27 protein-coding genes are annotated in these 26,152 nt (G+C 73.0%); 10 read left to right on the top strand and 17 right to left on the bottom strand.

The genetic code is table 11. The annotated features are described in order from the left end of the window. From Aru02nite_RS33140 to Aru02nite_RS33120, 5 genes are all read right to left on the bottom strand, one after another. The coding region (locus Aru02nite_RS33140) for a chloramphenicol phosphotransferase CPT family protein (RefSeq protein ID WP_203664236.1) at nt 1–552 on the bottom strand (552 nt) is incomplete at its 3' end. Nucleotides 553–564: 12 nt separating this feature from the next. After that, complete coding sequence (locus Aru02nite_RS33135) at nt 565–1,629, bottom strand: ABC transporter ATP-binding protein (protein ID WP_203664234.1); 1,065 nt, start codon at nt 1,627–1,629, stop codon at nt 565–567. Next, nucleotides 1,629–2,465, bottom strand: a complete 837-nt coding sequence (locus tag Aru02nite_RS33130) for a carbohydrate ABC transporter permease (RefSeq protein WP_203664232.1) — start codon at nt 2,463–2,465, stop codon at nt 1,629–1,631. Before Aru02nite_RS33130 ends, Aru02nite_RS33135 begins: the two co-directional genes overlap by 1 nt. Continuing rightward, entirely contained in the window at nt 2,462–3,298 is an 837-nt protein-coding gene (locus Aru02nite_RS33125) for a carbohydrate ABC transporter permease (RefSeq protein ID WP_203664230.1), read from the bottom strand. The genes Aru02nite_RS33130 and Aru02nite_RS33125 overlap by 4 nt, the downstream gene beginning before the upstream one ends. A 46-nt stretch (nt 3,299–3,344) precedes the next feature. Then, nucleotides 3,345–4,772 carry an ABC transporter substrate-binding protein gene (locus Aru02nite_RS33120; protein WP_203664228.1) on the bottom strand — a complete coding sequence of 476 codons (1,428 nt, stop codon included), beginning with the start codon at nt 4,770–4,772 and terminating at the stop codon, nt 3,345–3,347. Nucleotides 4,773–4,973: 201 nt separating this feature from the next. Between Aru02nite_RS33120 and Aru02nite_RS33115 the strand changes: the two genes are divergently transcribed. Then, a complete protein-coding gene (locus Aru02nite_RS33115) occupies nt 4,974–5,237 on the top strand; it encodes a hypothetical protein (protein WP_203664227.1) in 264 nt (87 codons plus the stop codon). 51 nt (nt 5,238–5,288) lie between these two features. Here Aru02nite_RS33115 and Aru02nite_RS33110 read toward each other — a convergent pair whose 3' ends face one another. Further along, the gene (locus Aru02nite_RS33110) at nt 5,289–6,467 is read right to left on the bottom strand and encodes an MFS transporter (RefSeq protein ID WP_203664226.1); all 1,179 of its coding nucleotides are present in this window, start codon (nt 6,465–6,467) and stop codon (nt 5,289–5,291) included. Nucleotides 6,468–7,097: 630 nt separating this feature from the next. Between Aru02nite_RS33110 and Aru02nite_RS33105 the strand changes: the two genes are divergently transcribed. Further along, the gene (locus Aru02nite_RS33105; RefSeq protein WP_203664225.1) at nt 7,098–7,568 is read left to right on the top strand and encodes a type II toxin-antitoxin system PemK/MazF family toxin; all 471 of its coding nucleotides are present in this window, start codon (nt 7,098–7,100) and stop codon (nt 7,566–7,568) included. A 21-nt stretch (nt 7,569–7,589) separates the two neighbouring features. Here the strand turns inward: Aru02nite_RS33105 and Aru02nite_RS33100 are convergent, their stop codons facing one another. Beyond that, nucleotides 7,590–8,018, bottom strand: coding sequence for a TIGR03668 family PPOX class F420-dependent oxidoreductase (locus Aru02nite_RS33100; protein WP_239077104.1), 429 nt, complete (start codon nt 8,016–8,018; stop codon nt 7,590–7,592). 59 nt (nt 8,019–8,077) lie between these two features. Here Aru02nite_RS33100 and Aru02nite_RS33095 point away from each other — a divergent pair, with 59 nt between their 5' ends. The 3 genes from Aru02nite_RS33095 (at nt 8,078) to Aru02nite_RS33085 (ending at nt 11,696) form a co-directional block, all read left to right on the top strand. Next, nucleotides 8,078–8,944, top strand: a complete 867-nt coding sequence (locus Aru02nite_RS33095; protein ID WP_203664224.1) for an LLM class flavin-dependent oxidoreductase — start codon at nt 8,078–8,080, stop codon at nt 8,942–8,944. A 77-nt stretch (nt 8,945–9,021) separates the two neighbouring features. Further along, complete coding sequence (locus tag Aru02nite_RS33090; RefSeq protein WP_239077103.1) at nt 9,022–10,401, top strand: MFS transporter; 1,380 nt, start codon at nt 9,022–9,024, stop codon at nt 10,399–10,401. A 509-nt stretch (nt 10,402–10,910) separates the two neighbouring features. Then, nucleotides 10,911–11,696 (top strand): SDR family NAD(P)-dependent oxidoreductase, encoded by a 786-nt coding sequence (locus Aru02nite_RS33085; RefSeq protein ID WP_203664223.1) that lies wholly within the window; start codon nt 10,911–10,913, stop codon nt 11,694–11,696. A gap of 22 nt (nt 11,697–11,718) precedes the next feature. Here the strand turns inward: Aru02nite_RS33085 and Aru02nite_RS33080 are convergent, their stop codons facing one another. The 3 genes from Aru02nite_RS33080 to Aru02nite_RS33070 all read right to left on the bottom strand — a co-directional run bounded on the left by Aru02nite_RS33080 (nt 11,719) and on the right by Aru02nite_RS33070 (nt 13,649). Then, nucleotides 11,719–12,264, bottom strand: a complete 546-nt coding sequence (locus Aru02nite_RS33080) for a YceI family protein (protein WP_203664222.1) — start codon at nt 12,262–12,264, stop codon at nt 11,719–11,721. A 77-nt stretch (nt 12,265–12,341) separates the two neighbouring features. Further along, nucleotides 12,342–12,647 (bottom strand): GNAT family N-acetyltransferase, encoded by a 306-nt coding sequence (locus Aru02nite_RS33075; RefSeq protein WP_203664220.1) that lies wholly within the window; start codon nt 12,645–12,647, stop codon nt 12,342–12,344. Between the two features lie 36 nt (nt 12,648–12,683). Continuing rightward, a complete protein-coding gene (locus tag Aru02nite_RS33070) occupies nt 12,684–13,649 on the bottom strand; it encodes a pirin family protein (protein ID WP_203664218.1) in 966 nt (321 codons plus the stop codon). Nucleotides 13,650–13,814: 165 nt separating this feature from the next. Here Aru02nite_RS33070 and Aru02nite_RS33065 point away from each other — a divergent pair, with 165 nt between their 5' ends. Then, entirely contained in the window at nt 13,815–14,585 is a 771-nt protein-coding gene (locus Aru02nite_RS33065; RefSeq protein ID WP_203664216.1) for a VOC family protein, read from the top strand. Between the two features lie 108 nt (nt 14,586–14,693). Next, nucleotides 14,694–15,485, top strand: coding sequence for a DeoR/GlpR family DNA-binding transcription regulator (locus tag Aru02nite_RS33060; protein ID WP_203664214.1), 792 nt, complete (start codon nt 14,694–14,696; stop codon nt 15,483–15,485). Between the two features lie 123 nt (nt 15,486–15,608). Here the strand turns inward: Aru02nite_RS33060 and Aru02nite_RS33055 are convergent, their stop codons facing one another. The 6 genes from Aru02nite_RS33055 to Aru02nite_RS33030 are packed head-to-tail and all read right to left on the bottom strand — an operon-like array spanning nt 15,609 to nt 21,640. Next, nucleotides 15,609–16,697, bottom strand: coding sequence for an ABC transporter ATP-binding protein (locus Aru02nite_RS33055; protein ID WP_203664213.1), 1,089 nt, complete (start codon nt 16,695–16,697; stop codon nt 15,609–15,611). Then, a complete protein-coding gene (locus Aru02nite_RS33050; protein ID WP_203664211.1) occupies nt 16,690–17,784 on the bottom strand; it encodes an ABC transporter ATP-binding protein in 1,095 nt (364 codons plus the stop codon). The genes Aru02nite_RS33055 and Aru02nite_RS33050 overlap by 8 nt, the downstream gene beginning before the upstream one ends. Beyond that, the gene (locus tag Aru02nite_RS33045) at nt 17,784–18,653 is read right to left on the bottom strand and encodes a carbohydrate ABC transporter permease (RefSeq protein ID WP_203664209.1); all 870 of its coding nucleotides are present in this window, start codon (nt 18,651–18,653) and stop codon (nt 17,784–17,786) included. Before Aru02nite_RS33045 ends, Aru02nite_RS33050 begins: the two co-directional genes overlap by 1 nt. Then, on the bottom strand, nt 18,653–19,570 hold the full coding sequence (locus Aru02nite_RS33040) for a carbohydrate ABC transporter permease (RefSeq protein ID WP_203664207.1): 918 nt from the start codon (nt 19,568–19,570) through the stop codon (nt 18,653–18,655). The genes Aru02nite_RS33045 and Aru02nite_RS33040 overlap by 1 nt, the downstream gene beginning before the upstream one ends. Before the next feature lie 13 nt (nt 19,571–19,583). After that, nucleotides 19,584–21,011 carry an extracellular solute-binding protein gene (locus Aru02nite_RS33035; RefSeq protein WP_203664205.1) on the bottom strand — a complete coding sequence of 476 codons (1,428 nt, stop codon included), beginning with the start codon at nt 21,009–21,011 and terminating at the stop codon, nt 19,584–19,586. Continuing rightward, on the bottom strand, nt 21,011–21,640 hold the full coding sequence (locus Aru02nite_RS33030; RefSeq protein WP_203664203.1) for a histidine phosphatase family protein: 630 nt from the start codon (nt 21,638–21,640) through the stop codon (nt 21,011–21,013). The genes Aru02nite_RS33035 and Aru02nite_RS33030 overlap by 1 nt, the downstream gene beginning before the upstream one ends. A 195-nt stretch (nt 21,641–21,835) precedes the next feature. Between Aru02nite_RS33030 and Aru02nite_RS33025 the strand changes: the two genes are divergently transcribed. From Aru02nite_RS33025 to Aru02nite_RS33015, 3 genes are read left to right on the top strand one after another with little or no spacing between them, the layout of a single operon-like run. Continuing rightward, nucleotides 21,836–23,344, top strand: a complete 1,509-nt coding sequence (locus Aru02nite_RS33025) for a xylulokinase (RefSeq protein ID WP_308446291.1) — start codon at nt 21,836–21,838, stop codon at nt 23,342–23,344. Beyond that, the gene (locus Aru02nite_RS33020) at nt 23,341–24,144 is read left to right on the top strand and encodes a class II aldolase/adducin family protein (RefSeq protein WP_203664199.1); all 804 of its coding nucleotides are present in this window, start codon (nt 23,341–23,343) and stop codon (nt 24,142–24,144) included. The genes Aru02nite_RS33025 and Aru02nite_RS33020 overlap by 4 nt, the downstream gene beginning before the upstream one ends. Continuing rightward, nucleotides 24,141–25,775 carry a glycerol-3-phosphate dehydrogenase/oxidase gene (locus Aru02nite_RS33015; RefSeq protein WP_203664197.1) on the top strand — a complete coding sequence of 545 codons (1,635 nt, stop codon included), beginning with the start codon at nt 24,141–24,143 and terminating at the stop codon, nt 25,773–25,775. The genes Aru02nite_RS33020 and Aru02nite_RS33015 overlap by 4 nt, the downstream gene beginning before the upstream one ends. A gap of 6 nt (nt 25,776–25,781) precedes the next feature. On the opposite strand, the gene Aru02nite_RS33010 is transcribed toward Aru02nite_RS33015, so the two are convergent. Beyond that, entirely contained in the window at nt 25,782–26,129 is a 348-nt protein-coding gene (locus Aru02nite_RS33010; RefSeq protein ID WP_203664195.1) for a cupin domain-containing protein, read from the bottom strand. Nucleotides 26,130–26,152: the final 23 nt, after the last annotated feature.

Below are 26,152 nucleotides of genomic sequence, written 5' to 3'. Positions count from 1 at the left end.
GGCGCGTAACGCCGCGAACGCCCCCGGCCCGGTGGCGGGTTCGGCGAGGGCGGCGGCGATCCGGTCGGCGCACGCGGCGGCGTCCAGTACACCGCTGTCCACCTCCAGGTCGTACCGGCCGTGCGCGTGCACCACCTCGTACTGGGCGCGCGCGGCGCCCGGCTGCCGGTCCCCGCGCGCCCGCTCGCGCCGCTCCAGCTCGGCCAGCGAACAGCGCACGCCCACGAACAGCACGTCGTACGGGGCGAACACGTCGAGCAGGTCGGCCAGCCGCCACGGCTCGGACAGGACGTGGTCGGCGACGACGTCGTTGCCGGCGGCGGCCATCCCGGCGACCGCCCGGTGGAAGCCCGCCCGGGTACGCCGGGCGACCTGGGGCCATTCGTCCGCCGTGAGCCGGTCGGTGGCCGGAACCGACCGCATCGCACCGAACGCGTCGACCGCGAGATGGAACCACGGCGGGTCGAGGCGCGCGAGCAGTTCCCGGGCGATGCTGGACTTTCCGGAACTGGTGGTGCCGTTGAGCAGGACGATGCGGCCGGTGCGTGACATGCCGCCATCCTGTCAGGCCAGCAGGTCACCGCCGCCGGCACGGTAGAGCAGGACGCGGCCGGGGCGCGGCACGGCCCAGCCGCGCGTACCGGGTTCGGGTTCGGCGCCCTCCTCGACGACCACGCCGACCGGCGCGGCGCCGTCGGTCTCCAGCGTGACCAGCGACGAGCTGCCCAGGTGTTCGACGATCCCGACGGTACCGGCGAGCGCGTCCTCGACCGGATCCTTCGAGTACGTCAGGTACTCGGGGCGGATGCCGACGGTGACGCGGGTGTCGTCGGGCAGGTCGGCCGGGCAGGGCAGGGTGCCGGCGGCGAGGGTGAGACGGCCGCCGGTGACGGTCGCGTCGAGCAGGTTCATCGGCGTCGAGCCGATGAAGTGCGCGACGAACGAGGTGGCGGGGCGGCCGAACACCTCGCGCGGCGTACCGACCTGGCGGATGCGCCCGGCGTCCATGACGGCGATCCGGTCCGCCATGGCCAGCGCCTCGGCCTGGTCGTGGGTGACGAACACGGTGGTGATGCCGAGGTCGCGCTGGAGCCGCTTGAGGAACGTCCGCGCGGACAGCCGCAGCCGGGCGTCCAAATTGGACAGTGGCTCGTCGAACAGGAACGCCTTCGGGTGCGCGACGACGGCGCGGGCGAGCGCGACGCGCTGCTGCTGGCCGCCGGACAGTTCGGCGGGGCGGCGCGCCATCAGGTCGGCCAGGTCCAGCCCGGCGCCGACCTCCCGCGCCCTGTCGTGCCGGGCGGCGCGCGGGATTCGCTTGACGCGCAACGGGTACGCGATGTTGTCCAGGACGGTCATGTGCGGGAACAGCGCGTAGTCCTGGAAGACCATCGCCACGTCGCGCTGGCCGGGCGCGAGCCGCGTGACGTCCCGGTCGCCGATGGACACGGTGCCGGCGCTCGCCTGTTCCAGGCCGGCGATCGTGCGCAGCAGCGTGGTCTTGCCGCAGCCGGACGGGCCGAGCAGCGCGAAGAACTCGCCGTCGTGCACGGTCAGGTCGAGGCCGTCGACCGCGGTCACCCCGCCCGGGTACGTCTTGGTCACGCCGGAAAGCCCGATGCCCGCCATCAGCCCTTGATCCCTCCCTGGAACCGGAAACCGTACCGCCGGTTCACCACGAGGTAGCAGAGCACCACCGGCACCGAGTACAGCAGCGAGAACGTGGAGATGAGCGCGAAGTTGGGCTGGCCGCCCTCGTCGTAGAACGTGTACATGATGACCGCGGCGGGCTGCTTCGCCGGGTCGTGCAGCAGGATGTACGGCAGCAGGAAGTTGCCCCACACCTGCACCACCGCCCACACCGCGATCGTGGCCAGCCCCGGGCGTACGACGGGGGCGACGACGTGCCGCAGGATCTGGAACGGGCTCGCCCCGAACACCCGCGCCGACTCCTCGTACGAGCGGGGCACGGTGTCCATGAAGTCCTTGAGGATGAACATCGCCGAGGGCAGCAGCCCGCCGGTGAGTACCAGGACCAGGGCGAGCCGGTTGTCGATGAGGTCGAGCTGGAACAGCATCAGGAAGATCGGCACCATCGCCGCGGTGCCGGTGACGATCGACGACAGCAGCAGCACCGCGTACAGCACGGCGTCGCGGCCGGGCAGCCGTACCCGGGACAGCGCGTACGCGGCGGTGCCGGCGAACACGACGGCGAGCACGGCGGTGCCGCCGGCCAGCACGAGCGAGTTGCCGATGGAGCGGACCGCGTACGGGTTGTCCCACAGGATCCGGAAGTTGTGCAGGGTGAAGCTCGGCGCCGGCACCCGGTACGACGGGGTCCGCGCGAACGGCGTGGTCACCAGCCACACCAACGGAAGCGCGAAGAACACCAGCACCAGGCCGACGAACACGTACAGGCCGACGCGGGCCATGGCGCGCCGCGCGAGCACGGCCGGGGCGCTCACGCCGACCGCCGGCGCAGCAGGCGCAGGTAGAACAGCGCGATGGCGAGGTTGACGATCAGCATGATCAGCGAGATCGCCGAGCCGTACCCGAGCGCGCCGCCCTCGATGGACGTGCGGTAGACGTACACCGGGAGGGTCTCGGAACGGTGGTCGGGGCCGCCGCCGGTCAGCATGTACGGCGCGAAGTCGTTGAACGTCCACAGCGTGATGAGCAGCGTGTTGGTGAGCACGTGCCCGCGGATGTGCGGCAACACCACGTCCCGCAGCGTACGAAGCGGCCCCGCCCCGTACGTGCGGGCGGTCTCCAGCTGGGAGCGGGGCACGGCGCCGAGGGCCGCGGAGTACAGGAGCATGGAGAAGGCGGTGCCGCGCCAGATGTTGAACGCGACGATCGTGGCGAGCGGGTGGTCCAACGTCCAGGCCGCGCCGGGCGTACCGAGCAGCGCGTTGAGCGTGCCGCCGCCGCGGTCCAGCAGCGCCTGCCACAGGAACACCACCACGGTGCCGGGCAGGATCCACGCCAGCAGCACCACCGCGTTCACCACCCCGCGTACCCAGGAGGCCGCGTCGCGCAGGACCGCGGCGAGCAGGAAGCCGAGCACGTTCTGCCCGAGTACCGCGGAGAGCCCGACGAACGCGACGGTCAGCAGCAGCGAGTTCGCGAACCGCGGGTCGGTCAGCGCGTCGCGGTAGTTGCCCAGCCCGACGAACTGCGGCGCCGCCGCGTTGCTGCCCGCCAGGTCGTACTTGAGGACCCCCAGGTACAGCGTCCACAGGGCCGGGAACACCAGGAACGCGGCGATCAGCGCCAGCGCCGGCGCGACGAACAGCACCGCGCGCCCGGTACCGAGCCCGGCGACGTCGGCCGCCGGGCGGCGCTCAGTTCGAGCTGACGTGGTCGGCGCCGACAAGTTTCACCACACCCTGCTGGTACGCCTTCGCCACCTCGTCGACCGGCTTGCCGGCCACCACCTGCCCGGTCGCCTCCTCGATCAGCGCGCCCACCGACGTGTAGTGCTCCTCGCTCGGCCGGAACCGCGTGATCGGGATGACCTTGTCCGCGATGAACTTCAGCGCCGGATCCCGCGCCAGGATCTCGTCGTTGACCTGCTTGTTCGCGGTGATCTGCACGGTGCTGCCCAGCTGCGCCTTGATCTGCGTCGCCGACCGCATGAACGTCAGCAGGTCCCACGCCTGCTGCGGGTACTTCGTGTGCGGGTTGATGGTGAAGCCGCCGCCACCCGACATGCTCACGAAGTCCTGGCCGCCCACGCCGCTACCCGGCCGCTCGGCCGGGATCATCGCGTACCCGACGGTGGAGTTGCGGTCCGGCATGGCCGTCGCGTTGCACACCGACTTCGTCGGGCACACCACCGAACGCCACAGGTAGTCGCTCTCGCCGATGATGCCGAGCTTGCCCTGGGAGAACTCGGTGAACGACTCGTCGCGGCCGTTCGGGTCCTGCTGGAGCCGCGGGTCGCCGAGCTTCGCGCCGCGGTACAGGGTGCGGTAGAAGGACAGCACGTCGCGCACCGCCTTCGTGTCCCCCTGGTACTTCTTCGCCTTGGCGTCGTAGATCTCGGCGCCGGCACCGGCCAGCAGCGGCAGGAAGCCCTGCATCGTGGTGGCCTCGGCCATCGGCGTACCGGCGTTGATCTGGATCGGGGTGACCCCGGACAACGTCGCCAGCTTGCGGCCGGCGGCGAGGATGTCGGCCCAGCTCGTCGGCTGCCAGTCGGCCGGCAGCCCGGCCTTCACGAACAGCTTCTTGTTGTAGTACAGGACGCGGCCGTCGACGCCGTTGGGGACGGCGTAGTAGCGGCCGTTCATCGACACGTTCTTCTTGACCGCGGCGTCGACCTGCTTCCAGCCGGTCCACGAGTTCGCCTCGCCGCCGACGACCTTGTCCAGCGGCGCGATGTAGCCGGCCGCCGCGTACGTGGCGATCGAGTCGCCGCCGACCACGAACAGGTCCGGGCCGCCGCCGGCCTTCAGCGACAGTTCCAGCTTTTCGCCGTACTTCGCGTCGTCGATGCCGTTCGCCTGGTAGTTGACCGTGACGTTCCTGCCCTTGGCCTTCTCGGCCTTTTCGAACGCCGGGATCAGTTCCTTCGTGATCCAGTCGGCCTCCTGCGCGTTCTTGCCGCCGGAGATCGCGTTCGTGGAGATGGTCAGCGTGGCGTGCTTCGCGTCCGCGTTGCGCTGCGGGTCGCCCGCCCCCGCCGCGTGCTTGGCGCTGACACAGCCGCCGAGCACCAGGCACGCCACCGCGAGCGCGCCCACCGTCGCCACCGGTCGGGATCCCATCCGCCACCGCCCTCTCGTACGCCAGGACGAGCGGCGGGCACCGGCGCACGGGCCGCCGCGGTACGAGGACACCTTGCCATGATCGTTGCGAAGAGAACAGACCACTCGGAAGAAATCTTCGCGTACGTACCGGGTCGAGCCGGTGCGGGTCCGGCGGGTCGGTACGGTGCGGGCGTTGTGGCGCTGCGGCATGATGAACCGGTGACGCGATGGGAATATGCCAGGCTCGAATACAAGTCCACCGGGACGTTCGGGGCCGACAAGTACATGGACTGGACCGCGAACTTCCACCACCCGGACGGCGTGGCCCGGTGGGGAACCGACGAGCGGTTCGACGACCTCCGCCACCTCAACCGGGCCGGCCAGGCCGGCTGGCAGTCGTACGACCGGGCCGCGATCCTGGTCGGGCAGCCGCACCGGCTGCACGCGGTGACCTACTCGCTGCGCCGCCCGATCCCGGACTGATCCGAAGCCCGACGCCGCGGACCCCGCCACACCGGCGGGGTCCGCGTCATGTCAGGGCCGGGCGGGCACCAGCCGGCGCGCCACCGTGACCGCGGCCAGCGCGGCCGTACCGGCCCCGATCAGGAACGCGGCGACCGCGCCGTACCGGTCGACGAGGACGCCACCCAGCGTGGCACCGGCCGCGTTCCCGACCCCGAACGCCGCGACCACCCACGTGAACGCCTCCGTCACCGTGCCCTCCGGCGCCACCCGCTCCACGATCGCGAAGCCGCACGCGAGTACCGGGGGAAGGGACAGGCCGGACAGCACGCACAGCGCCAGCATCACCGGCGGCGCGGGTTGCAGCGCCAGCGGCAGGTAGCCCGCGGCCAGCGCCACCGACAGCACCAGCAGCCGGCGGGACAGGTCCGCACCCGGCCGCACCAGCGTGTACCCGACGCCGCCGATCAACGCGCCCAGCCCGTTCGCCGCGATCAGCCAGCCCGCAAGACCCCGCCCCGCCGCGTGCTCCGCGTACGCGGTGCTGCCGACGGCGAACGTACCGAGCGTGAAACCGGTCAACAGCAACGAAACCAGCAACCGGACCAGCCGGCCCGACCGCAGCGGCCCCGCCGGATGCCGGCGCGCGGTCGGCTCACCCCGCCAGGTACGCGACGGTCCGGCCGTGGCGAACAGCGCCACCCCCGCCACACCGAGTACGGCGGCCACGACCACCCCGCCCGCCGGGCCGAACGCCGCCACCGACCCCAGTACGACCAGCGGGCCCAGCACGAACAGGATCTCCTGCGCCGCCGCATCGAGCGAGTACGCGGGGTGCAGCAGATCGGCGGACACCACCCGCGGCCACAGCACCCGCAGGCACGACTCCAACGGCGGCGTCGCCGCGCCCGCCAGCAGCGTCGCCGCCAGCGGCGGCCACCCACGCATCGGCACCAGGCCCAGCGCGGCGAAACCCACCCCGGCCGCGAGCGCCGCACCCACCAGCACCGGCCCCTGCCGGTACCGGTCGATCGCGCGGCCGAGCAGCGGGCCGCCGAGCGCACCGCCCGCGGCGTACAGGCCGGAGAGGAGCCCGGCGAGGCCGTATTCGCCGCCCCGGTCGCGGACCAGCAACAGGATCGCCAGCGCCGCCATGCCCGTCGGCAGCCGGCCGAGCAGCGCGGAGGACAGCAGCCGCGGTACGTGCCGGCGGCCGAGGACACGGACGGTCGGGGCGAGCGGGCCGGTCATCGTACGGCCTCGGGAGCGGACAGCAGGGTACGCGGCATGGCGGGATCCCTTACGGCTCGGGCGAACGGGGCGACGGCGGCGCCGCGACGAGGGCGGCGCGGCGGCGTCTCAGGGCGCGAGGTCGCCGCGGTCGTGGTCCTGCCCGTACAGCGGCAGCGGCGGGGTCGTCCATCCGGTCACCGCATGCATCCCGGCAGTCTAGGACCTGCCCGGTGGCCCACCCGGCCGAGGTACCCGAGCGGTGCGGGGCCACGGTGCCGTACCGGCGCGGCTGGCGACGCCGTGCCAGCCCGCGTGTCTGGCGACGACGCGGTGCCCCGGGCCGGAGTACTCGCGGCCTGATGGCCGGCGGCATGCGCGGTGCCGCCAGGCCACCGTGACGTGACGGAGTGCCGGTGCGGTGACGCAGGAGCAGTGACGCGGTGGCATACGCGGGGCCGCCGGGCCACCGTGACATGGCGGCATGCCGATGCGGTGACGCAGGAGCAGTGACGCGGTGGCATACGCGGAGCCGCCAGGCCACCGTGACGTGACGGAGTGCCGGTGCGGTGACGCAGGGGCGGCTTGCGCGGGGCGCGGGCGCGCGGGCGCGCGGGGGCGGTGGCGCGGGGGCGGGGTAGGGTGCCGGCCGTGGCGAACCTGTGGAGAAGCGTGGTCGGGCGGCTCGGACGGCGGGGCGCGCCGGTACCCTCCCCCGCGCGGGTCGCGCGGCGCCGGCAGGTCGGCGCGCTGCGCCGGCGGCGGCTGGAGTACGCGCCGGAGTTGGACGGGCGCGCCGATCCGGGCGAGATCGTGTGGACGTGGGTGCCGTACGAGGAGGATCCGCGGCAGGGCAAGGACCGCCCGGTGCTGGTGGTCGGCCGGTGGAGCCGGACGCTGTTCGGGCTGATGCTGTCCAGCCAGAGCGCGCGGGACGGCCAGCGGCACTGGTTCGCGCTCGGTCCGGGCGAGTGGGACCGCGACCACCGGCCCAGCTGGGTACGGCTGGACCGGGTGCTGACGATGCGCGAGGACGGCATCCGGCGTGAGGGCGCGATCCTCGACCGGGCCCGGTTCGACCGGGTCGCCGCGGCGCTGCGCTCCGGGTACGACTGGTCCTGAGCGGGCCATCCGGCGCGGCCGTCAGGGGGTGGCGGTCCAGCCGGTCCAGCGGGTGACGTCGACGGCGAGGACGGGCCCGCCGGGCGGCGCCGCGACGTACTGCGGGTAGCGGGCGGTGAGCGCGGCGAGTGCGCGTGCCGTCTCGCCGGGGTCGTCGACGATCCGGCCGGTGCCGTCGAGACGTACCCACCACAGCGCGGACCAGTCGTCGGAGTACCGGTCGACGAGCAGGCAGCAGCGGCCGGTGGCGCGGAGGTTCGCGACGCGCCGGAGCTGGGTCGTCCGTTTCGGCTTGGCGTCGACGGCGGAGTACGCGGTGTCGCCGAGCAGCGCGAAGCACACCGGTACTAGGTGCGGGTCGCCGGCGGCGTCGACGGTGGCGAGCCGCGCGACGCGCGCGGTGTCGACCAACCGGCGCATCCGCCCCGCGTCCGGCCCGGGTGGTGTCACAGTTGCACGGTAGGCCGGCGACGGCGCCGGCGATGCCGAAACCGTGGGAGGTCGTGGGGATGAGGATCGGGATCGGACTGCCCAACCCGGTACCGGACACGCCCGGAGTACGCCTGGTGGAGTGGGCGCGTCGGGCGGAGGACCGCGGGTTCGCCGCGCTGGCGACCATCGACCGCGTCGTCTTCCCGTCGTACGACTCGCTGACGGCGCTGGCCGTGGCGGCGGGCGCGACGAGCCGGATCGGGCTGACGACGAACATCCTGCTCGCCCCGGTGTACCAGCCGCTGTTGCTGGCGAAGACGGCGGCGAGCCTGGACCAGCTGTCCGGTGGGCGGCTCACGCTGGGGCTCGGCGTGGGTGGGCGGCCGGACGACTTCGCCGCGGTGGGCCGCGACCCGGGTACCCGGGGGCGTGACTTCGACGCCGGGCTGGACCTGATGCACCGGGCGTGGCGGGGTGAGCCGGTGGCCGGCGGCGAGGAGGCGGTGTGCCCGATCCCGGTCAACGACCGGCGGGTACCGATCCTGGTGGGCGGCACCAGCGACGCCGCGATCCGCCGTACGGTCGAGTGGGGTGCGGGGTGGACGATCGGTGGCGCGCCGCCGGAGCAGGCCGCGCCGCTGGCCGAGCGGATCCGTACCGCGTGGCGGGACGCGGGCCGCGACGGTGAGCCGCGGCTGGCCGCCCTGACGTACTTCGCGCTCGGCCCGGACGCGGAGGCCGACTCGTGGGCGTACCTGCGCCGCTACTACGGCTTCACCGGGGAGTACGCGGAGCGGATCGCGTCCGGCGCCCGGCGTACGGAGGCGGCGGTGGCCGACGCGGTGCGGGCGTTCTCCGACGCCGGCTTCACCGAGCTGTACTTCGATCCGGCGACGGCGGACCTGGACCAGGTCGACCGGCTCGCGGACGTGGTCGCGCCGTAACCTGACGGCGCCGCTGTGGGGCGGATCATCGACGCACGCATTGACCTGAAGCGCGCTTGAGGTTCGAGGATTCAGGGGTGACTGCGACCGAGACTCCGGTACGGCGGACCAGCGCGCTCTGGGCGCCGGACCGCCGTGGCCCCACCATCGGCATCGTGCTGCTCGTGACGCTCGCCGCGTTCGAGGACATGGGCGTCAACACGGCGATGCCGCGGATCGTCGGCGACCTGCACGGCGGCGCCTGGTACGCGTGGCCGTTCGTGGCGTTCCTCGCCGCGAGTGTCGTGGCGTGCGTGCTGTCCGGGCGGATCTGCGACCTGCGCGGGCCGGTACCGTCGATGATCGCCGGCCCGGCGGTGTTCGTGGTCGGCCTCGTCGTGTCGGGCACCGCGGTGTCGATGCCGCTGCTGCTGCTGGGCCGTACGTTGCAGGGTCTCGGCGCCGGTGCCCAGGTCGTCGCCGTGACCGTACTGATCGGCGCGGTGTACCCGGAACGGGACCGGCCCGCGGCGTACGGTGCGCTGTCCGCGGCGTGGGTGCTGCCCGCGCTGATCGGCCCGGCCGTCGCCGGGGTCGTCACCCAGCAGGCCGGCTGGCGGCCGGTCTTCCTCGGCCTGGTTCCCTTGGTACTGCTGGGACTCGCGATCCTGGTGCCGGTACTGCGCCGGCTGCCGGCCGAGGAACGCGACGGCGCGACCCCGGTACGGCGTGGGCTGCCGCTGGCCGCGCTCGGCGCCGCGGTGGGCCTGTCCGCGCTGACGTTCGCCGCGCAGCACCCGTCGGCGGTGACGCTCGTCGTCGGCGTCGTCGCGCTCGGCGCCCTCGTACCGTCGGCGCGGCGGCTGCTGCCCGCCGGCACCCTGCGGGCGCGCCCCGGACTGCCGACCGCGATCCTGTCGCGCGGACTGCTGTCCGGCGGCTACTTCGCGGTCCTGGCGTACGTGCCGCTCACGCTGACCGCGGTGCACCACTACCCGCCGGCGGCCGCCGGGCTGCCGCTGACCGTCGGCGCGCTCGGCTGGTGCCTGGCCTCGGCCTGGCAGGGCAGGCGGCGGGACCTGTCGCGCACCGTCCTGCTGCGCGCCGGATTCGTCCTGCTGGCGGTCGGACTGGCCGGTGTCGCGCTGATCGCCGCGCCCGGCGGCCCGGCCTGGGCGGCGCTGGTCGTCCTGCCGATCGCCGGCGCCGGGATGGGGCTCGGCGTCTCGTCGGCGAGCGTCCTGACCCTCGACGCGTCCACGGTCGCCGACCGCGGCTTCAACTCCTCGGCCATGCAGATCAGCGACCTGCTCGGCCAGGTACTGATGGTCGGCGTCGGCGGTGTCCTCGTCAACCTGCTCGCCTCCACCGCACACCCCACCGCCGCGGTACTCCCGCTCGACCTGGCGATGGCGGCCCTCGCGGCACTGGGCGCCGTCCTCGCCGGCCGCCGTACGGGAGCGCCCGCGCTGGCCTGAGTACGGGTGTCCGGGTGGATCCCCCAGGGGATCCACCCGGACGGTCGGTGACCGCAACTCGTTGCGCGGCAACGACTTCCGCCGCGCACTGGTTTCCGCCGACTGCGGTCGGCGCCGTCCGTCCACTGTGGCCGGCGGTGTCCGTTGCCCGGCGACGACTCTCGTTCCGCAGCATCCGATGTACTGACACAGCGGCGTTTCCTGGCGCCGCAACGGACTCTCGCTGCCCTGCCACCGGAGCGTTCCGTTGCGACGACGACGCTTCCGTTGCCACGCCGGAAGAGTCTCGCGGCACCGAGGCCACGGGACCGCGGCGCCGCAACGGCAGTACCGTGATCGGATCGGATGGGCGGCACCGGCACGACCACCCGCCCGACTGTCCACCTGGGACGGTCCCGGTTGCCCGTAGCAGAGCCGACTCCCGTCGGTACGAGGGATCCGAGGATCGTGGTGTGACGCACGTGCCGGTCGCCGGGCGGGTCGCGGCGGGAGGCGTTAGCGTGGCCGGTATGGATCTTCAGCTCAACGGACGGCGGGCGCTGGTGACGGCCAGCAGCGGCGGGATCGGTGCGGCGGTGGCGCACCGGCTCGCGGCGGAGGGGTGCCGGGTGCTGGTGCACGGCCGGGACGCGGGCCGGGCGGGCGCGGTGGCCGACGCGATCCGTACCGCGGGCGGCACGGCGGAGGTGGTGCTCGGCGACCTGACCGACGCGGCGCAGACCGAGCAGGTGGCCGCGGCGGCGCAGGCGTTCGGGGTGCGGATCCTGGTGAACAATGCCGGTCCGGTCGCGCAACGGGACTGGCGGACGGCGGATCCGGCGGCGTGGGCGGCGACCTTCGACGGCAACGTGGTCTCCGCGGTACGGCTGATCCGCGCGCTGGTGCCGGCGATGCGCGCGGACGGCTGGGGCCGCGTCGTGAACCTGGGCAGCCGTACGGCGACCGCGCCGCAACCGAACCTGGTCGACTACTCGGCGGCGAAGGCGGCGGTGGTCAGCCTGACCAACACCTTGGCCAAGGACCTCACCGGCACCGGCGTCACGGCGAACGTGGTGAGTCCGGGCGTCGTGGTCACCGACGGCATGCGGGAGATGTTCCTCGCCGACGCGCCCGGCCCGACCACCTGGGCGGAACTGGAGCCGAAGCTGGCGCGGGAGTACGCGCCGAATCCGGCCGGGCGACTCGGTACGCCGGAGGACATCGCGGCGGCGGTGGCGTTCCTGGCCAGTCCGCTCGCCGGGTACATCACGGGCATCGACCTGCGCGTCGACGGCGGCATCACCGGCGTGCCGTAACCGGACCGGCGACAGGACCGCGTCAGGTCGGCAGCAGCGCGGTGTCGAAGTCGATCGTGACGTCGTCGGCGAGCTTCAACGCGCCGAGAAACGCCGTGTACGGCTTGATCCCCCACTTCGTCTGGGTGACCGTGGCGCTGCCCCGGACGTGCCCGTCGGCGCCCAGCACACCGTGCACGGTGACGGGCCGGGGCGTACCGGCGATGGTGAGTTCGCCGTCGAGGTCGAAGCCGTCGGCGTCACCGCGCACCCCGCTGGACCGGAACGTGATCGCCGGGTGCCGCGCCGCGTCGAGCAGCTTCGCGCCGCGGATCGTGGTGGCGATCTCCTTGCGGTCGTGGTCGGTGAGCGGCTTGATGCCGCCGGTGCCCTCCCGTACGGCCAGGGAGGTCACGTCGATCTCCGCCTCCACCTCGTACCCGTCGCCGATGCGGGCGCTGCCGGACCAGCGTTCCGCCTCGATGAGCAGGTCGTGTCCGGCGCGCCGGCCGAGGCCGGTGCGGGACGTGCGGATCCGCATGACGCCCTGGTCGGCGCCGAACCGGTAGGTGCCCGCGGACAGCTCCATCGCCGCCTCCTCGATGACCTCCCCCATACATACCGCGGCGCGGCCTCGCTCGGGGGCCGCATCACGGTTTGCCCGCATCAGAGCCCGAAACGCGCCCGCTGCCCGTCCGGTACCAGATCGAGGTACTCCGGGTGCCGGGTCATCCAGCCGCGGATGAACGGGCAGTACGGCAGGACGGCGAGGTGCCGCTCCCGCGCGGCGTCCAGCACGTACCGGGCGAGCTGGCTGCCCAACCCCTTCCCCTCGTACGCGGGGTCGATCTCGGTGTGCAGGAACGCGATCTCGTCCCGGAACAGGTGGTACTCGACGAACCCGGCGGTCGCGTCGTCCACGCGGATCTCGTACCGGGTGGTGTCGGGGCGGTCCACGACGGTGCTGGTCATCAGCGGTTTCCGTTCCTTCCGGGTGCTGTCGGGGCGTCAGCGGGTACGGCCGCGGGGCTTGAGCTGCGTGGCGGGCAGCGCGGGCGCCGGCAGCCGCTCGCCGTGGTAGCCGTGCACGGTGCCGAACCGCCCGCCGTCGGCCCACTCGGCACGCGCCGCGGCGATCTCGTCGTGGCTGCGGGCCACGAAGTTCCACCACATCACGATCTGCTCCGCGAACGGTTCGCCGCCGAGCAGCAGCAGCCGCGCCGCCGCGTCGGTACGGATCGGCAACTCGGTACGGCCGGTGCCGAGGTACATCAGGGCGCCGAGGGCGAGCGGCGCGCCGTCGATCTCCGCCGCGCCGGCCGCCGACAGCACCGCGTACTCGAAGTCCGGTTCGAGCGGCAGCCGGGTCGCGGCGCGGGCGGCCAGCGTCAGGTCCGCCCCCACCAGCGGCGTGTACGTGGTGCCCGGCGAGGTGGCGCCGGCCAGCGTACCGAGCAGCACGGTGGCGCTGAGACCCCGCTCGGTCAGTACGGGAAGGTCGGGGTGGTGCTCGAACGCCGGACGTACGTGGCGGTCCGCGTCGGGCAGGGCCACCCACAGCTGGGTGCCGTGCAGCAGCGCCGGATGCACCGGTGGCGACTCCTCGGAGTGTGCGATCGCCGCGCCCGCGGTCATCAGGCCCAGCTCACCCGGCCGGATCGTGGCGAGCGAGCCGAGGCTGTCGCGGTGCAGCACCTCGCCGTCGAGCAGCCAGCTCACCGTCTGCAGCCCGGTGTGCGGATGCGGCGGCACCTGCATCCCGGCCGCGTCGGCGATGTCGTCGGGGCCGTAGTGGTCGAGGAAGCACCAGGCGCCGACCAGCCGCCGGCCCAGCGTCGGCAGCAGCCGGCGCACCACGGTGCTCTCCCCCAGCAGTACCTCGCGGCCGGGCAGCGTCTCGTGCACCGGCTCGGCCGGCACCGCCCGGCGTCCGCCGCAGACGACCTCGTCCGGTCTGGTGTCCAGGTTGCTCATCGCCGCCCCCGTTCCGGTCCCCCCGGCCGGGGCCCTGCGACCGGCCGCGCTGGTGGGACACCGCCGATCGTACGGCGGGTGGCGCGCCGGCTTCGCCGAACGCGGCCCGCGGGCCCGGCGCCGGTGGCACGCTGGTCCGGGGAACCGAGCGGATCGGAGGGCACCATGGCCGAGCGCAGCACGTACGCGCAGGGTGAGCCCTGCTGGTCGGACGTCACGGTCGCCGACCCGCGGGCCGCCCAGGACTTCTACGGGCCGGTGTTCGGGTGGACCTTCGTCGACCAAGGTGAACAGTTCGGCCACTACACGATGTGCATGCTGAACGGCGCGCCGGTGGCCGCGCTGTCGCCGCCGCCACCCGGCAGCGAGGACATGCCGCCCGTCTGGGGCGTGTACCTGTCGACCCCGGACGTGGACGCCGCGCTCGCCGCCGCGGAACGTGCCGGCGGCCGGGTGGCGTTCAGTCCGATGGACATCCCGGGCTCCGGCCGGATGGCGTACGTGTTCGACCCGACCGGCGCGGGCATCGGCTTCTGGCAGGCGGAGGGGTTCGTCGGCGCGGCGCGGCGCGACGAGCCGGGCGCGGTCGGCTGGTGCGAGCTGGTCACCGCGGACGGCGCCGCCGCGGACCGCTTCTACCAGGCGGTCTTCTCGTACGAGGCGCAGGACCCGCTGCCAGACGTGACCATGGACTACACGGTGTGGAAGACCGACGGCCGGGAGGTCTGCGGCCGGCTCGCCACCGCCGACGACCCGCCACCCCGCTGGCTCACGTACTTCGGCGTGGCCGACGCGGACGGTACGGCGGCGACCGTCGGCAAGCTCGGCGGGCAGGTGTTCCGCGAGCCGTGGGACACGCCGTTCGGCCGGATGGTGGGGGTGGCCGACCCGTTCGGCGCCCGGTTCATCGCCTTCCAAGCGCCTCCCGACCGCTGAGCGGTGCACGAGCCTGCCTGCCGCTGAGCGGTCAGGAGCCTGCGGACGGCTGAGGCGCGGCGCCCCCGGGTGTCACCGGCCGGCCTACCCTGGCCGTACGCTGGGGGCGTGGCGGAGGTGGACAACGGTCGGGTGGCGCCGTTGGAGCGGCGTGAGCGGATCCGGCGGCAGATCCTGGCGGACGGTTTCGCGCGGGTCGACGAGCTGGCCCGGGCGTACGGGGTCAGCGTGATGACCGTGCACCGGGACCTCGACGCGCTGGTCACCGAGGGGTGGCTGATCAAGCTGCGGGGCGGCGCGACGGCGAACCCGTCGGCGCTGCTGACCGCGAGCGTCCCGGACCGTACGAAGGCGATGCGGCTGGAGAAGGCGGCGATCGCGGCGGCCGCGGCGGCGGAGGTGCACCAGGGGCAGACCGTGTTCCTGGACGACAGTACGACCGCGATGGCGCTCGTGCCGCACCTCATCGAGCGCGCGCCGCTGACCGTGGCGACGAACTTCCTGCCGGTGGTGGCGCAGCTCGGCGAGGTGTCCAGTGTGGACCTGATCGTCCTGGGCGGTCAGTACCAGCGGATCCAGGACGGCTGCTACGGCGTGCAGACGATCGACGCGGTGCGCGCGCTGCACGCCGACGTGCTGTTCATGTCGACCACCGCGGTACTCGACGGCGCCTGCTACCACCGGTCCGAGGCGACGCTGATGGTGCGCCGGTCGATGATCGAGCATGCGGCGCGTACGGTGCTGATGATCGACCACGCGAAGTTCGGGCGGCCGGCGCCGCACCTGCTCGGCCGGCTCGACGACTTCGACCTGCTCGTCACCGACGCCGGGCTCGACCCGGACGACGAGGCCGAGGTACGCCAGCACGACATCGAGCTGATCGTCGCCGCCCCGGTCTGACACCGGCGGCACGGTTCCCGCTGCACCGATCGCCCGGCGCCAGCTCCGCTCTGCCGCTGCCCTGCTCCGATCACCCGGAGCCACAGGGGGCGGGCGGTCGGAGCAGGGGACAACCGGACGGGGTCAGCGGATCCGTTCGCCGGACGTGCGGTCGAACAGGTACACCCGCTCGGGCGGCGCCGCGATCCGCACCGCGTCCCCGGTACTCCAGCCCGCGTCCGGCACGGTCTGCGCCACCAGCGGCGCCTCGACCCCGGGGGCGTCGAGCGTGCCGATGCCGTACTCCAGCAGGTTCTCGAAGACGCGGACGGTGCAGCCGAGGCCGGCGCCGTCGTCGGCGGACACGCAGTCCTGCGGGCGTACGCCGACGGTCACGGTCGCGCCGTCGGTGGCGCCGGTGGCCGCGGTGGCGAGGAACCCGGCCGTACCGAGGTGGACGACGGTGCCGCCGGAGCGGCGCTCGACGACCCCGTCGACGAGGTTCATGGTGGGCTCCCCGACGAAGTCGGCGACGAACCGGTTGGCCGGGTCGTCGAAGATCTCGTCCGGCGTGCCGAACTGCTGGATCACACCGGCGTCCATGACCGCCATCCGGTCGGCCAGGGTGAGCGCCTCCAGCTGGTCGTGCGTCACCACGATCGTCGTGTACCCGAACTCGCGTTGCAGCGTACGAAGCTCGCGGCGGACGCGCTGGCGGGCCGAGGCGTCCAGGTGCGACAGCGGCTCGTCGAGCAGGAGTACCGGTGGCTTGCGGATGAGCGCGCGGGCCAGCGCGACCCGCTGCTTCTGGCCGCTGGACAGCCCGGACGGCCGCATCGGCAGCAGTTCGGTCATCTCCAGGCGCGCGGCGAGCGTGTCGACCTGGGCGTCGGCGTCGCGGACCTTGCGCGCCTTCAGCCCGTACGCCAGGTTCTCGCGCACGGTGAGCGGCGGGTAGAGCGCGTAGCTCTCGAAGCCGACGCCGAGGTTGCGCTTGCCCGGCGGCAGGTCCGGTACGGACTTACCGCCGATGCGGATGTCGCCCGCCGTCACGGTCTCCAGCCCGGCGATCATCCGCAGCGTGGTCGTCTTGCCGCAGCCGGACGGGCCGAGCAGCGCGACGAGTTCACCGGCCGCGACGTCCAGGTCGATCCCGCGTACCGCCTCGAACGGCTCGCGCCCGCGGGTGCGGTACGTCTTGCGCAGCCGGTCGAGGACCAGGGGCTCAGGCATCGTGGTCCTCCTTGCCCGCCAGGGATCCCCAGCGGCGGTCACCGACGAACACGTGCACCTCGCCGGTCGGTACGGACAGGGTCACGGTGCTGTCCTCGGCCGGCGCGGCGGCGCTCTCGACGACCGCGACGACGTCGGTGTCTCCACTTCGGACGGTCAGCTCGACGAGGCGCCCCAACCGTTCCGCCAGCCGTACGGTGCCGTCGACGGTCAGCGCGTCGTCGCGGTGACCGAGGCCCACCGCCCGCGGCCGCAGCCCCAGCAGTACGTCACCGCGGGGCAGGCCGGTCGGTGCGGCCACGTCGACCGCGCCGTCCGCGGTACGGATCCGTCCATCGTGGACGGTCGCGGACAGCAGCGTCATCTCCGGCTGGCCGAGCGCGCGGGCGACGAACGTGTCCACCGGCCGGGACCAGATCTCCGCCGCCGTACCGACCTGGACGACGCGACCGGCGCGCAGTACGGCGATGCGGTCGCCGAGCGCCAGCGCCTCCTGGTAGTCGTGCGTGACGTACAGGGTGGTGGTGGAGGACATCGCGCCGAGCTGCTTGAGTTCGGCGCGCATCGCGGCGCGCAGCTTGGCGTCCAGGTGCGACAGCGGCTCGTCCAGCAGGTACGCGCCGGCGGGCCGGACGAGGACCCGGCCGAGCGCGACGCGTTGCCGCTGCCCGTTGGACAGTTCGCGGGGGAAGCGTTGCAGCAGGTGCGAGATGCCGAGCGTGTCGGTCACCTCGCCGATCCGCTTCTGCTGCTGCTCCGCCGTGTACGTGCCGGTCCGGCCGGACCGCAGCGGCGAGGCGAGGTTGTCGAACACCGTCCTCTGCGGGTAGAGCGCGTAGCTCTCGAACGCCATGGCCACGTTCCGCCGGTACGGCTCGACCCCGGTCATGTCCGTCCCTCCGATGTGGACGGTCCCGGCGTCGATCGGTTCGAGCCCGGCGACGGACTTGAGCGTGGTCGTCTTGCCGGCGCCGGACGGGCCGAGGATGACGAAGAACTCGCCGTCGGCGACCGTCAGTGACAGCTCGGTCAGCGCCCGCGTCTTCCCGTACGACTTGGTGATGCCGTCGAGGGTGAGGCTTGCCATCAGGATTTCACCGCCCCGAAGGAGAGCCCGCGGACCAGGTACCGCTGGATGCACAGCGCCAGCACCAGGGGTGGCAGCACGCCCAGCAGCGCCGCCGCCGCGGTCAGGTTGTAGTACGCCTGGCCGCCGCCGCCGAGGAACTTGGTCACCGCGACGGTGACCGTGGTGGCGTTCGAGTCGGTGAGGATCAGCGGGAAGATGTAGTTGTTCCAGGCGAAGATGAACGCCAGCAGCGCCGCCGCCGCGATCCCGGGCCGTACCAACGGAAGCGCGACGGTGAAGAACGCGCGCACCCGGGTGTACCCGTCGAGCAGCGCGGCCTGCTCCAGTTCCGGTGACAGGTCCTGGAAGTACGAGCGGAGGATCCAGACGACCAGCGGCATCGTCACCAGTTGCAGGACCCAGATCAGGCCGACGGTGGTGTCGAACAGGTGCAGGTAGTGGTAGATGACGAACAGCGGCACGATGACCATCAGTTCCGGCGCGAACCGGAACGACAGCATCTGGAACATCAGCGACTCGGAGCCCTTGTACTTCCAGCGTCCCGCCGCGTACGCCGCCGGGATGCCGACCACCAGCGACACGGCGGTCGCGCCGGCGCAGGCCAGTACGCTGGTGAGCACCGCGGACTTGAAGTCGACGCTGGTGAGCTGCTCGCCCTTGCTGCCGAGCACGGTGAGGTAGTTCGTCCACGTCGGCGTGAACCCGAAGTACGTGGAGGTCTGCTGGACGTTGTTCTTCAACGACAGCAGGAACATCCACACGATCGGGAACAGCGCGAAGACGAACCACAGCACGGTGACGGTGTCGGCGGCGACGCCGCCGGCGCTGACCCGCTTCTGGCCGGGCCCGAGGACACGTCGTGCCATCACCCCTCCGTTCCGGCGGCGCGCTTCTGCGCCTTGGTCAGCACCCCGACGAGGAACCGGGCGGCCACGAACACCAGCACCCACAACAGGAACATGTACGTGCTACCGCGCGAGTAGTCGAAGTGGATGATCGAGTCCTCGAACGCGTTGATCTGCAGGGTGGTCGTCACGGTGCCGGGCCCGCCGGCGGTCAGCGCGTAGATGATGTCGAAGATCTTCAGGCAGTCCATCAGCCGGAAGATCACCGCGACCAGGATGTACGGGTACATCATCGGCAGCATCAGCCGGCGGAACATGTACCACCAGCTCGCACCGTCCACATCGGACGCCTCGAACGGTTCCCTTGGCAGCGAACGGATCCCGGCCAGTACCAGGACCGCCACGAACGGCGTGTACACCCACACGTCGACCAGGACGGCGGAGAACAGCGCGTGGTCCTTGCTCAGCCAGTTGTACGTGTGGCCGAGGCCGAGCACGTGGTTGAGGATGCCGAAGTTCGTGTCGAACATCAGCTTCCACATGGTGGCCGCGATGACCGGCGCGACCATCAACGGCAGGATCAGCACCTTCTCCAGTACCCGGCCGATCAGGGTGGACCGGTTGAGCAGCAACGCGACGCCGACACCGAGCACGGTCTCCACGACCGTCGCGAGCAGCGCGTACTCGATGGTCACGCCGACGCTGCGCCACAGCCCGGGATCGCCGAGTACGTCGGCGAAGTTGGCGAACCACACCGACTTCACGTGCGTGTTGCCGGCGGAGTAGTCCAGCAGCGAGTACCACGCGCCGGACAGGAACGGATACAGGATGCCGACCACGACGGCGAGTGCCGGGATGGACAGCAGGTACGGCCGGATGCCGCGGCGCCAGGCGGGTACGCTCGGCGGCGCGGCCGTCTCGTCGGACAGTGCGCTCATCGTCCGCCCCCCGTCAGCCCTTGACGGCCTTCGTCGCGGTGGCGGCCACCTTGTCCAAAGTGGACTTCGCGTCCGCGCCCGAGTAGATCTGCTGGAGCCCGACCGCCCAGCTCTCCGCCACGTCGAAGAACTGCTTCTCCGGCGTGAACTGGATCTTCGTCGAGCCGATCACCTTCTCGAACGTCTCCAGGTAGCCGGGGAACGCGCCGAGCGTCTGCTTGAACGACCCGTCGAACACCGACTTGCGCGTCGGGTCGGCGAACGCGCCCTGCTTGACCGCCTTCGACATCGCCTGCTTCCCGGTGGCCCACTGGATGAACAGCCACGCGGCGAGCTTGTGCTTGGACGCCGAGTTCATCGCCAGCGACCAGGTCCACAGGTTCGTGGCGTAGCTGCCGTCCTTGCCGGCCGGGCCGGTGTGCCAGCCGAGGTGCCCGGCCTCCTTGCTCGCCCCCGGCTTGTTCTTCGGGTACGTCGCGGAGTCCGCGTCGTACACCATGGCGGCGACGCCGTTGCCGAGGTCCATCGTGCACTGTGGATAGTCGTACGTCGGCCAGGCGCTCGGCCCGGACGCCTTCGCCAGTTCCGCCCACTTCTTCGTGAAGTCGACCGCGGCCGGCGAGTTCATCGCGGCGGTCAGTTTCCCGCCGGACACGGTGAAGTCCTTGCCGCCCTCCCGGGTGAACTGGGTCATGAAGCCGGGATGCACGGTGGCCCATGACTTCGAGCCACGGAACGCGATGCCGTACCGGTTGTTCTTCCGGTCGGTCAGGTCGTGCGCCAGCTGGATCAGGTCGTCGAACGTCTCTGCCGGCTTGATCTTCCGCTTGTCGAACAGCGCCTTGTTGTACGCCACGACGTTCGTCTCGAAGCCCCACGGGATCGCCCACTGTCCGCCGAACCCCAGCGGCGAGCCGGTCTTGAAGTCCCAGCGGGTCGAGGTGCGCAGCCCCTCGTAGATGTCCTCGAAGTCGTACTCGGCGCTCGTCGCGGACGAGTTCTGCACCCAGGGGTACAGGTCCTCCATCCACCCGGGCGGCCCGTACTGCCAGATGAAGTACGCGCCGGTCATGAACACGTCGTGGGTGCCGGCGCCGCCGGCGAGTTCGGTGTTGAGCTTGGTGAAGTAGTCGGCCTCGGCGACCAGTTCGGGCACGACCGTGATCCCGGTCAGCTCCGTGAACTCCTTCAGCAGCGGCGCGAAGCTCTGCTGGTACGGGTGCGGCGTCTGGAGGATGCGGATCGTGGTGCCCTTGGCGCGCTTCCAGTCGAACGCGCCGGTGACCTCGTTGGCCGCGCTGCCGGAGCCGGCGCCGGCACTGCCGGCACTCTCCACGACACAGCCGGCCAGCGCCGGTGCGGCCGCGGCCGCCACCCCCGCGGCGCCCAGGCCGCGCAGCAGCGAACGCCGGCTCATCCCCGACGTGGGTGGTGGTGCCATCAGGTCCTCCTGGTGATGGGGGTGGCGAGCGGCACGTTCCAGCTCTCGATGGCGGCACCGCCGCTGCCGTCCGCGGACAGCGCGATGGTGCTCAGCGCACCGTTGTCCAGCCGCGGGAACACGTCCCGGTACCGCCCGGCGGGCAGGCCGACCAGCGCGCACAGCGCCAGCCGCAGCAGCGTGTTGTGCGCGACCACGAGTACGTCGGCGCCGGGGCGTTCGGCGGCGATCGCCCGCAGCGCGGCGGCGCCCCGGTGCGCGGCGTCCGACGGTGGCTCGGACCCGGGGAACGGGTACGCCTCCGGGTCGGCCCGGAACCCGGCGGCCACGCTCGGGTCCAGTTCGGCGAGCGTGCGGCCCTCGGCGACGCCGAAGTCCACCTCGCGCAGCCCGTCCTCGGTGTGTACGGGCAGGCCGGTGGCGGCGGCGGCGGGGGCGATCGTCTCCTGCACCCGGCGTACGGGGGAGGCGTAGAGGGCGTCGGGGCGGTGCCGGCGGCACCACTCCCCCAGTTCCTCGGCCTGCCGCCGACCGGTGTCGGTCAGGTCGACGTCGCTGACCCCCGCGTACCGGTTCTCGCGGTGCCAGGTGGTCTGCCCGTGCCGGGACAGGATCAGGCGCGTGCGCACGGATCTCCTTCGTGTCGGACGGGTGACGTGCGGGTTTCCGGGTGGTGCGCCCGTCGAATCTCACACGGAGGATGTGATGTTGTCCAGCCCCCAATCCCAAGGATCTTGACATTCCCTCGGTACGGTTGCCGCGCGTGAGCGCCGATCACCCGGCGTACCACCTCTTGAGGTCGGGGATCGCCCGCGTTACGGTGCCTGAGAAATCGCACATCCGATCCGAGATGTTGGGGGTCCGCTCTGCACACCATCGGGATCGACGTCGGCACGACCGGGCTCAAGGCGGTCGTCGTCGACGACGGCGGGCGGCTGGTACGTGACGCCGCCGTGCGGTACCCGACGGCGCTGGCCGGGCTCGGCGCCGAACAGGACGCGACCGCGTGGTGGTCGGCGGCGACCGCCGCGCTGCGCCGGATCGTACGGCCGGGTGAGCCGGTGGCCGGGATCGCCGTCACCAGCCAGGGGCCGACGATGGTCCCGGTCGACGCGGCCGGTACGCCGCTCGCGCCGGCGCTCACCTGGGCCGACCGCCGCGCCACCGCCGAGTCCGCGGACCTGGCCGCTGCGCTGCCACCCGGCCGCAACGGCACCGACCCGTACTTCGGGACGGCGAAGCTGCTGTGGTGGTCCCGCCGCGGTGCGCTGACCGACGCGCACGCCGTACTGTGCGCCAACGCGTTCGTGGTGCGGCGGCTGACCGGCATGGACAGCCTCGACGAGAGCACCGCGTCGTTCTTCACCGGCTGGGACTCCGGCTTCGCCGATCCGGTACGTGCCGCCGGAGTGCCCGTCGAGCTGCTCGGCGACGCGGTCACCTGCACGACCGTCGTCGGTACGGTCACCGCGGACGCGGCGGCGGCCACCGGGCTGCCCGCCGGTACGCCGGTGGCGGCGGGGGCGATCGACGCGGTCGGCGCCGCGCTGGAGGCCGGGCTGCTGACCCCGGGTGACGGCGTCGCCGAGATGACCGGCTTCTCCACCGTCTCGCTGCGCCCCGTCCCGCGCGGCACGCACGTGCCCGGCATGATCCACGTGCGGCACTGCGTACCGGGGACGGATCTGCTGTTGACCGCGCAGGTCAGTACGGGTGCGCTGGTGGACTGGGTGGCCCGGGTGACCGGGTACGACGCGGCCGACGTGCTCGACGCCGAGGTACCGGCGGAACGTCCCGGGCGGCTGGCGCTGCTGCCGTCGCTGCTCGGCGAGCGGACCCCGGTGTGGGATCCCGGCGCGCGCGGCGCGATCGTCGGGCTCGACCTCGACGTGACGGCCGGCGACCTGCTGCTCGCCGCGTACGAGGGGACGGCACTGGCGTTGCGCGCGGACCTCGCGGCCGTCGACGCCGTACTCGGTGCCGGCGGTCCGCTCGCCGCGCTCGGCGGCGGCGCCCGCTCGCGGCACTGGCCGCAGGTCAAGGCCGACGTACTCGGCCGCGAGGTCCGGGTACCGGTGGCCGGGCACGGCGCGGCGCACGGTGCGGCACTGCTCGCCGGGGTCGCCACCGGTGTGTGGCCGGACTTCGCCGCGGTCGCGCCGACCGGTCGGCGTACGGCCACCACGTTCGCGCCGGACCCGGACCGGCACGCCGCGTACGGCGAACGGCTCGGCGCGGTGCAGGCACTGCGCGACCATCTGGCCGGGCCGACCGGCCTGACCGACATCCTGCGCCGTACCGCGGCGCCCCGACCACCGCGGAGGACCCGGTGAGCACACCCCGTGCCCTGCTCGACCTGTCCCACCGGCTCGCCGATCCGGCCGCCGACCTGGTCATCCTGGGCGAGGGCAACACGTCCGCCGACCTGGGCGACGGCAGCTTCGCGGTCAAGGCCAGCGGCGTACCGCTGGGTGCGGTGACCGCCGACAGCTTCGTCCGGATGGGTACCGACGAGGTCATGGCGGTGGTCGACGACCGCGCGCTGGACCCGGGTGACCAGGCGGCGGTCGCGGCGCGGCTGGCCGGTGCCGGCGAGGCGGGCGCGGCCACGCCGTCCATCGAGACGATGCTGCACGCGCTGGGGATCGCGCTGTGCGGCGCGGCGTACGTGGGGCACACGCACCCGACGGCGGTGAACGCGCTGCTGTGCTCCGACCGGGCCGGCGAGCTGGTGGCCGGGCACCTGTTCCCCGACCAGGTGGTGGTGTGCGGCCGGCACGCCCTGTTCGTCCCGTACGCGGAGCCGGGGTTGGCGCTGGGCCGGGCCGTACGCGACGGGCTGCGGAACCATCTCGACGCGCACGGCACCCCGCCGAAGCTGATCTACCTGGGCAACCACGGGATCGTCGCGCTCGGCGCGTCCGCCGAGGAGGTGCACCAGGTGACCGCGATGTCCGTCAAGGCCGCCCGGGTACTCGCCGGCGTGCTCGCGGTCGGCCGGCCCGCGTACCTGTCGGCGGCGTCGGCGGACGCGCTCGACGCCCGCCCCGACGAACACCACCGCCGCCGCGTACTCGCCGGCCACGGTACGGAACCGCACACGGCACCTCGACAGACGGGAACCCCGGCATGACCGACGCATCCGCGCTCTCCCCCGCGCAGCGGGCCCGGCACCTCGCCGACGCCACCGCCGGCACGTACGACGTGGTCGTGGTGGGGGGCGGGGCGACCGGGGCGGGCGCGGCGCTGGACGCGGCGGCGCGCGGCCTGTCGGTGGTCCTCGTCGAGGCCGGTGACCTGGCCGCCGGGACCTCGTCACGCTCGGGCAAGACGTTCCACGGCGGTCTGCGGTACCTGGAGCAGCTGAACGTCAAGCTGGTCAACCAGGCGCTGCACGAGCGGGACCTGATGGTCAACCGGCTGTGCGGCTACCTGGCGAAGCCCGAACCGTTCCTGTACCCGCTGACCCGGGCGTACGAGCGGCCGTACATCGGGGCCGGTGTCGCGCTGTACGACGCGATGACGGTGTCGCGCCGCGGGATCCCGCACCACCGGCACTACTCGCGCCGCGGCGCCCTGCGGGTCGCGCCGGCGCTCGACCCGGCCCGCGTCCGCGGCGGCATCCAGTACTACGACGTGCGGGTGGACGACGCGCGGCACACGATGGTGCTGGCCCGTACCGCCGCGTCGCTGGGCGCCGCCGTGCTCACCCGGGCCCGCGTGGTCGACGTGGTACGCGACGGCGAGCGGGTGGCCGGGGTCGTGGTCGCCGACGCCACGACCGGGGAGCGGCATCGGATCGCGGCCCGCAGCGTCATCAACGCGGCCGGGGTGTGGTCGGCGGCGATCCAGCGGCTCGCCGGCGCCGAGACGTTCCGGGTGGCCCCGGCGAAGGGCGTCCACGTGGTACTCGCGCCGGAGGCGCTGGAGTCGAGTACCGGGATCTTCGCGCGGGCCGAGGACTCGGTGATCATCATCCGGAAGTGGTTCGACCACTGGATGCTCGGCACCACCGACACCCCGTACGAGGGGGATCTGGCGTCGCCGCGGGCCGAGCCGGCCGAGATCGACTACCTGCTCCGCAACATCAACCGGTACCTGCGGCGGCCGGTCGCGCGCGAGCACATCGTCGGGACGTTCGCCGGGCTGCGGCCGCTGCTCGCGCCGGCCGGCGACGCCGACACCACTTCCGCGCTGTCCCGCGACCACTCGGTCGTCCCGGGCCCGCCGGGCATGGTGACGATCGTGGGCGGCAAGTACACGACGTACCGGGCGATGGCGGCCGACGCGGTGGACGCCGCGACCGCGGGGCTGGGGCGGCAGGTGCCGCGCTCGGAGACCGCCGACCTGCCGCTGGTCGGTACGCCAGGCTGGCACACGGTGGCGCACCGCGCCGCGCAGCTCGCCACCCGGTACGGCGTGGCCGAGTCCGACGTGCCGCGGCTCGTCGGCCGGTACGGGGCGCTCACCGAGGAGGTGCTCGCCGCCGGAGGCGACGACGGCGTACGGGTGGTGCCGGGGGCCGGCGGGCACCTGGCCGCCGAGTTCGCGTACGCGGTGACGCACGAGGGTGCGACGACGCTGGAGGACCTGCTGTGGCACCGTACGCACGTGTCGTTCGAGACGCCGGACGGGGGTGCGGCGGCCGCACCGGAGATCGCCGCCATCGTCGCGCCGCTGCTCGGCTGGACCGACGCCGACCGCGACGCGCAGGTCACCGCGTACCGGAGCTGGCTGGCCGCCGAACGCGCCGCGCTGGCCTGACGCCGGTCAGGTCTGCTCGGGCAGCCACTCGGTGACCATGTGCCCGTGGGCGTGGATGCACGCCATGTCGAGCCGGTCCGGGCCGAGGCTCACGAAGCCGTGCGGCTCGCCCGGCTCGGCCACCACGATGTCGCCCGGCCCGGCCTCGACCGTGGCGTCCCCGACGGTGAAGCGGGCCGCACCCGAGCGCAGCCCGAACACCTCGCCGTACGGGTGGGTGTGCGGTTTCGGTCCGTGCCCGGCCTCCGCGTCGAGCAGGAAGAACGAGACGTCCGCCCCGTACCGTCCGCCCTCGAAGGTCAGGGTGCCGCCGGGACTGCGGCCGATCTCCCCCTTGCGGAACACGTGGCCCATGGCGGACCTCCCCCGTCGTGTCG

This window comes from Actinocatenispora rupis (assembly GCF_016861975.1).
Lineage (GTDB): Bacteria > Actinomycetota > Actinomycetes > Mycobacteriales > Micromonosporaceae > Actinocatenispora > Actinocatenispora rupis.
This window is presented reverse-complemented; position numbering and strand designations above follow the sequence as displayed.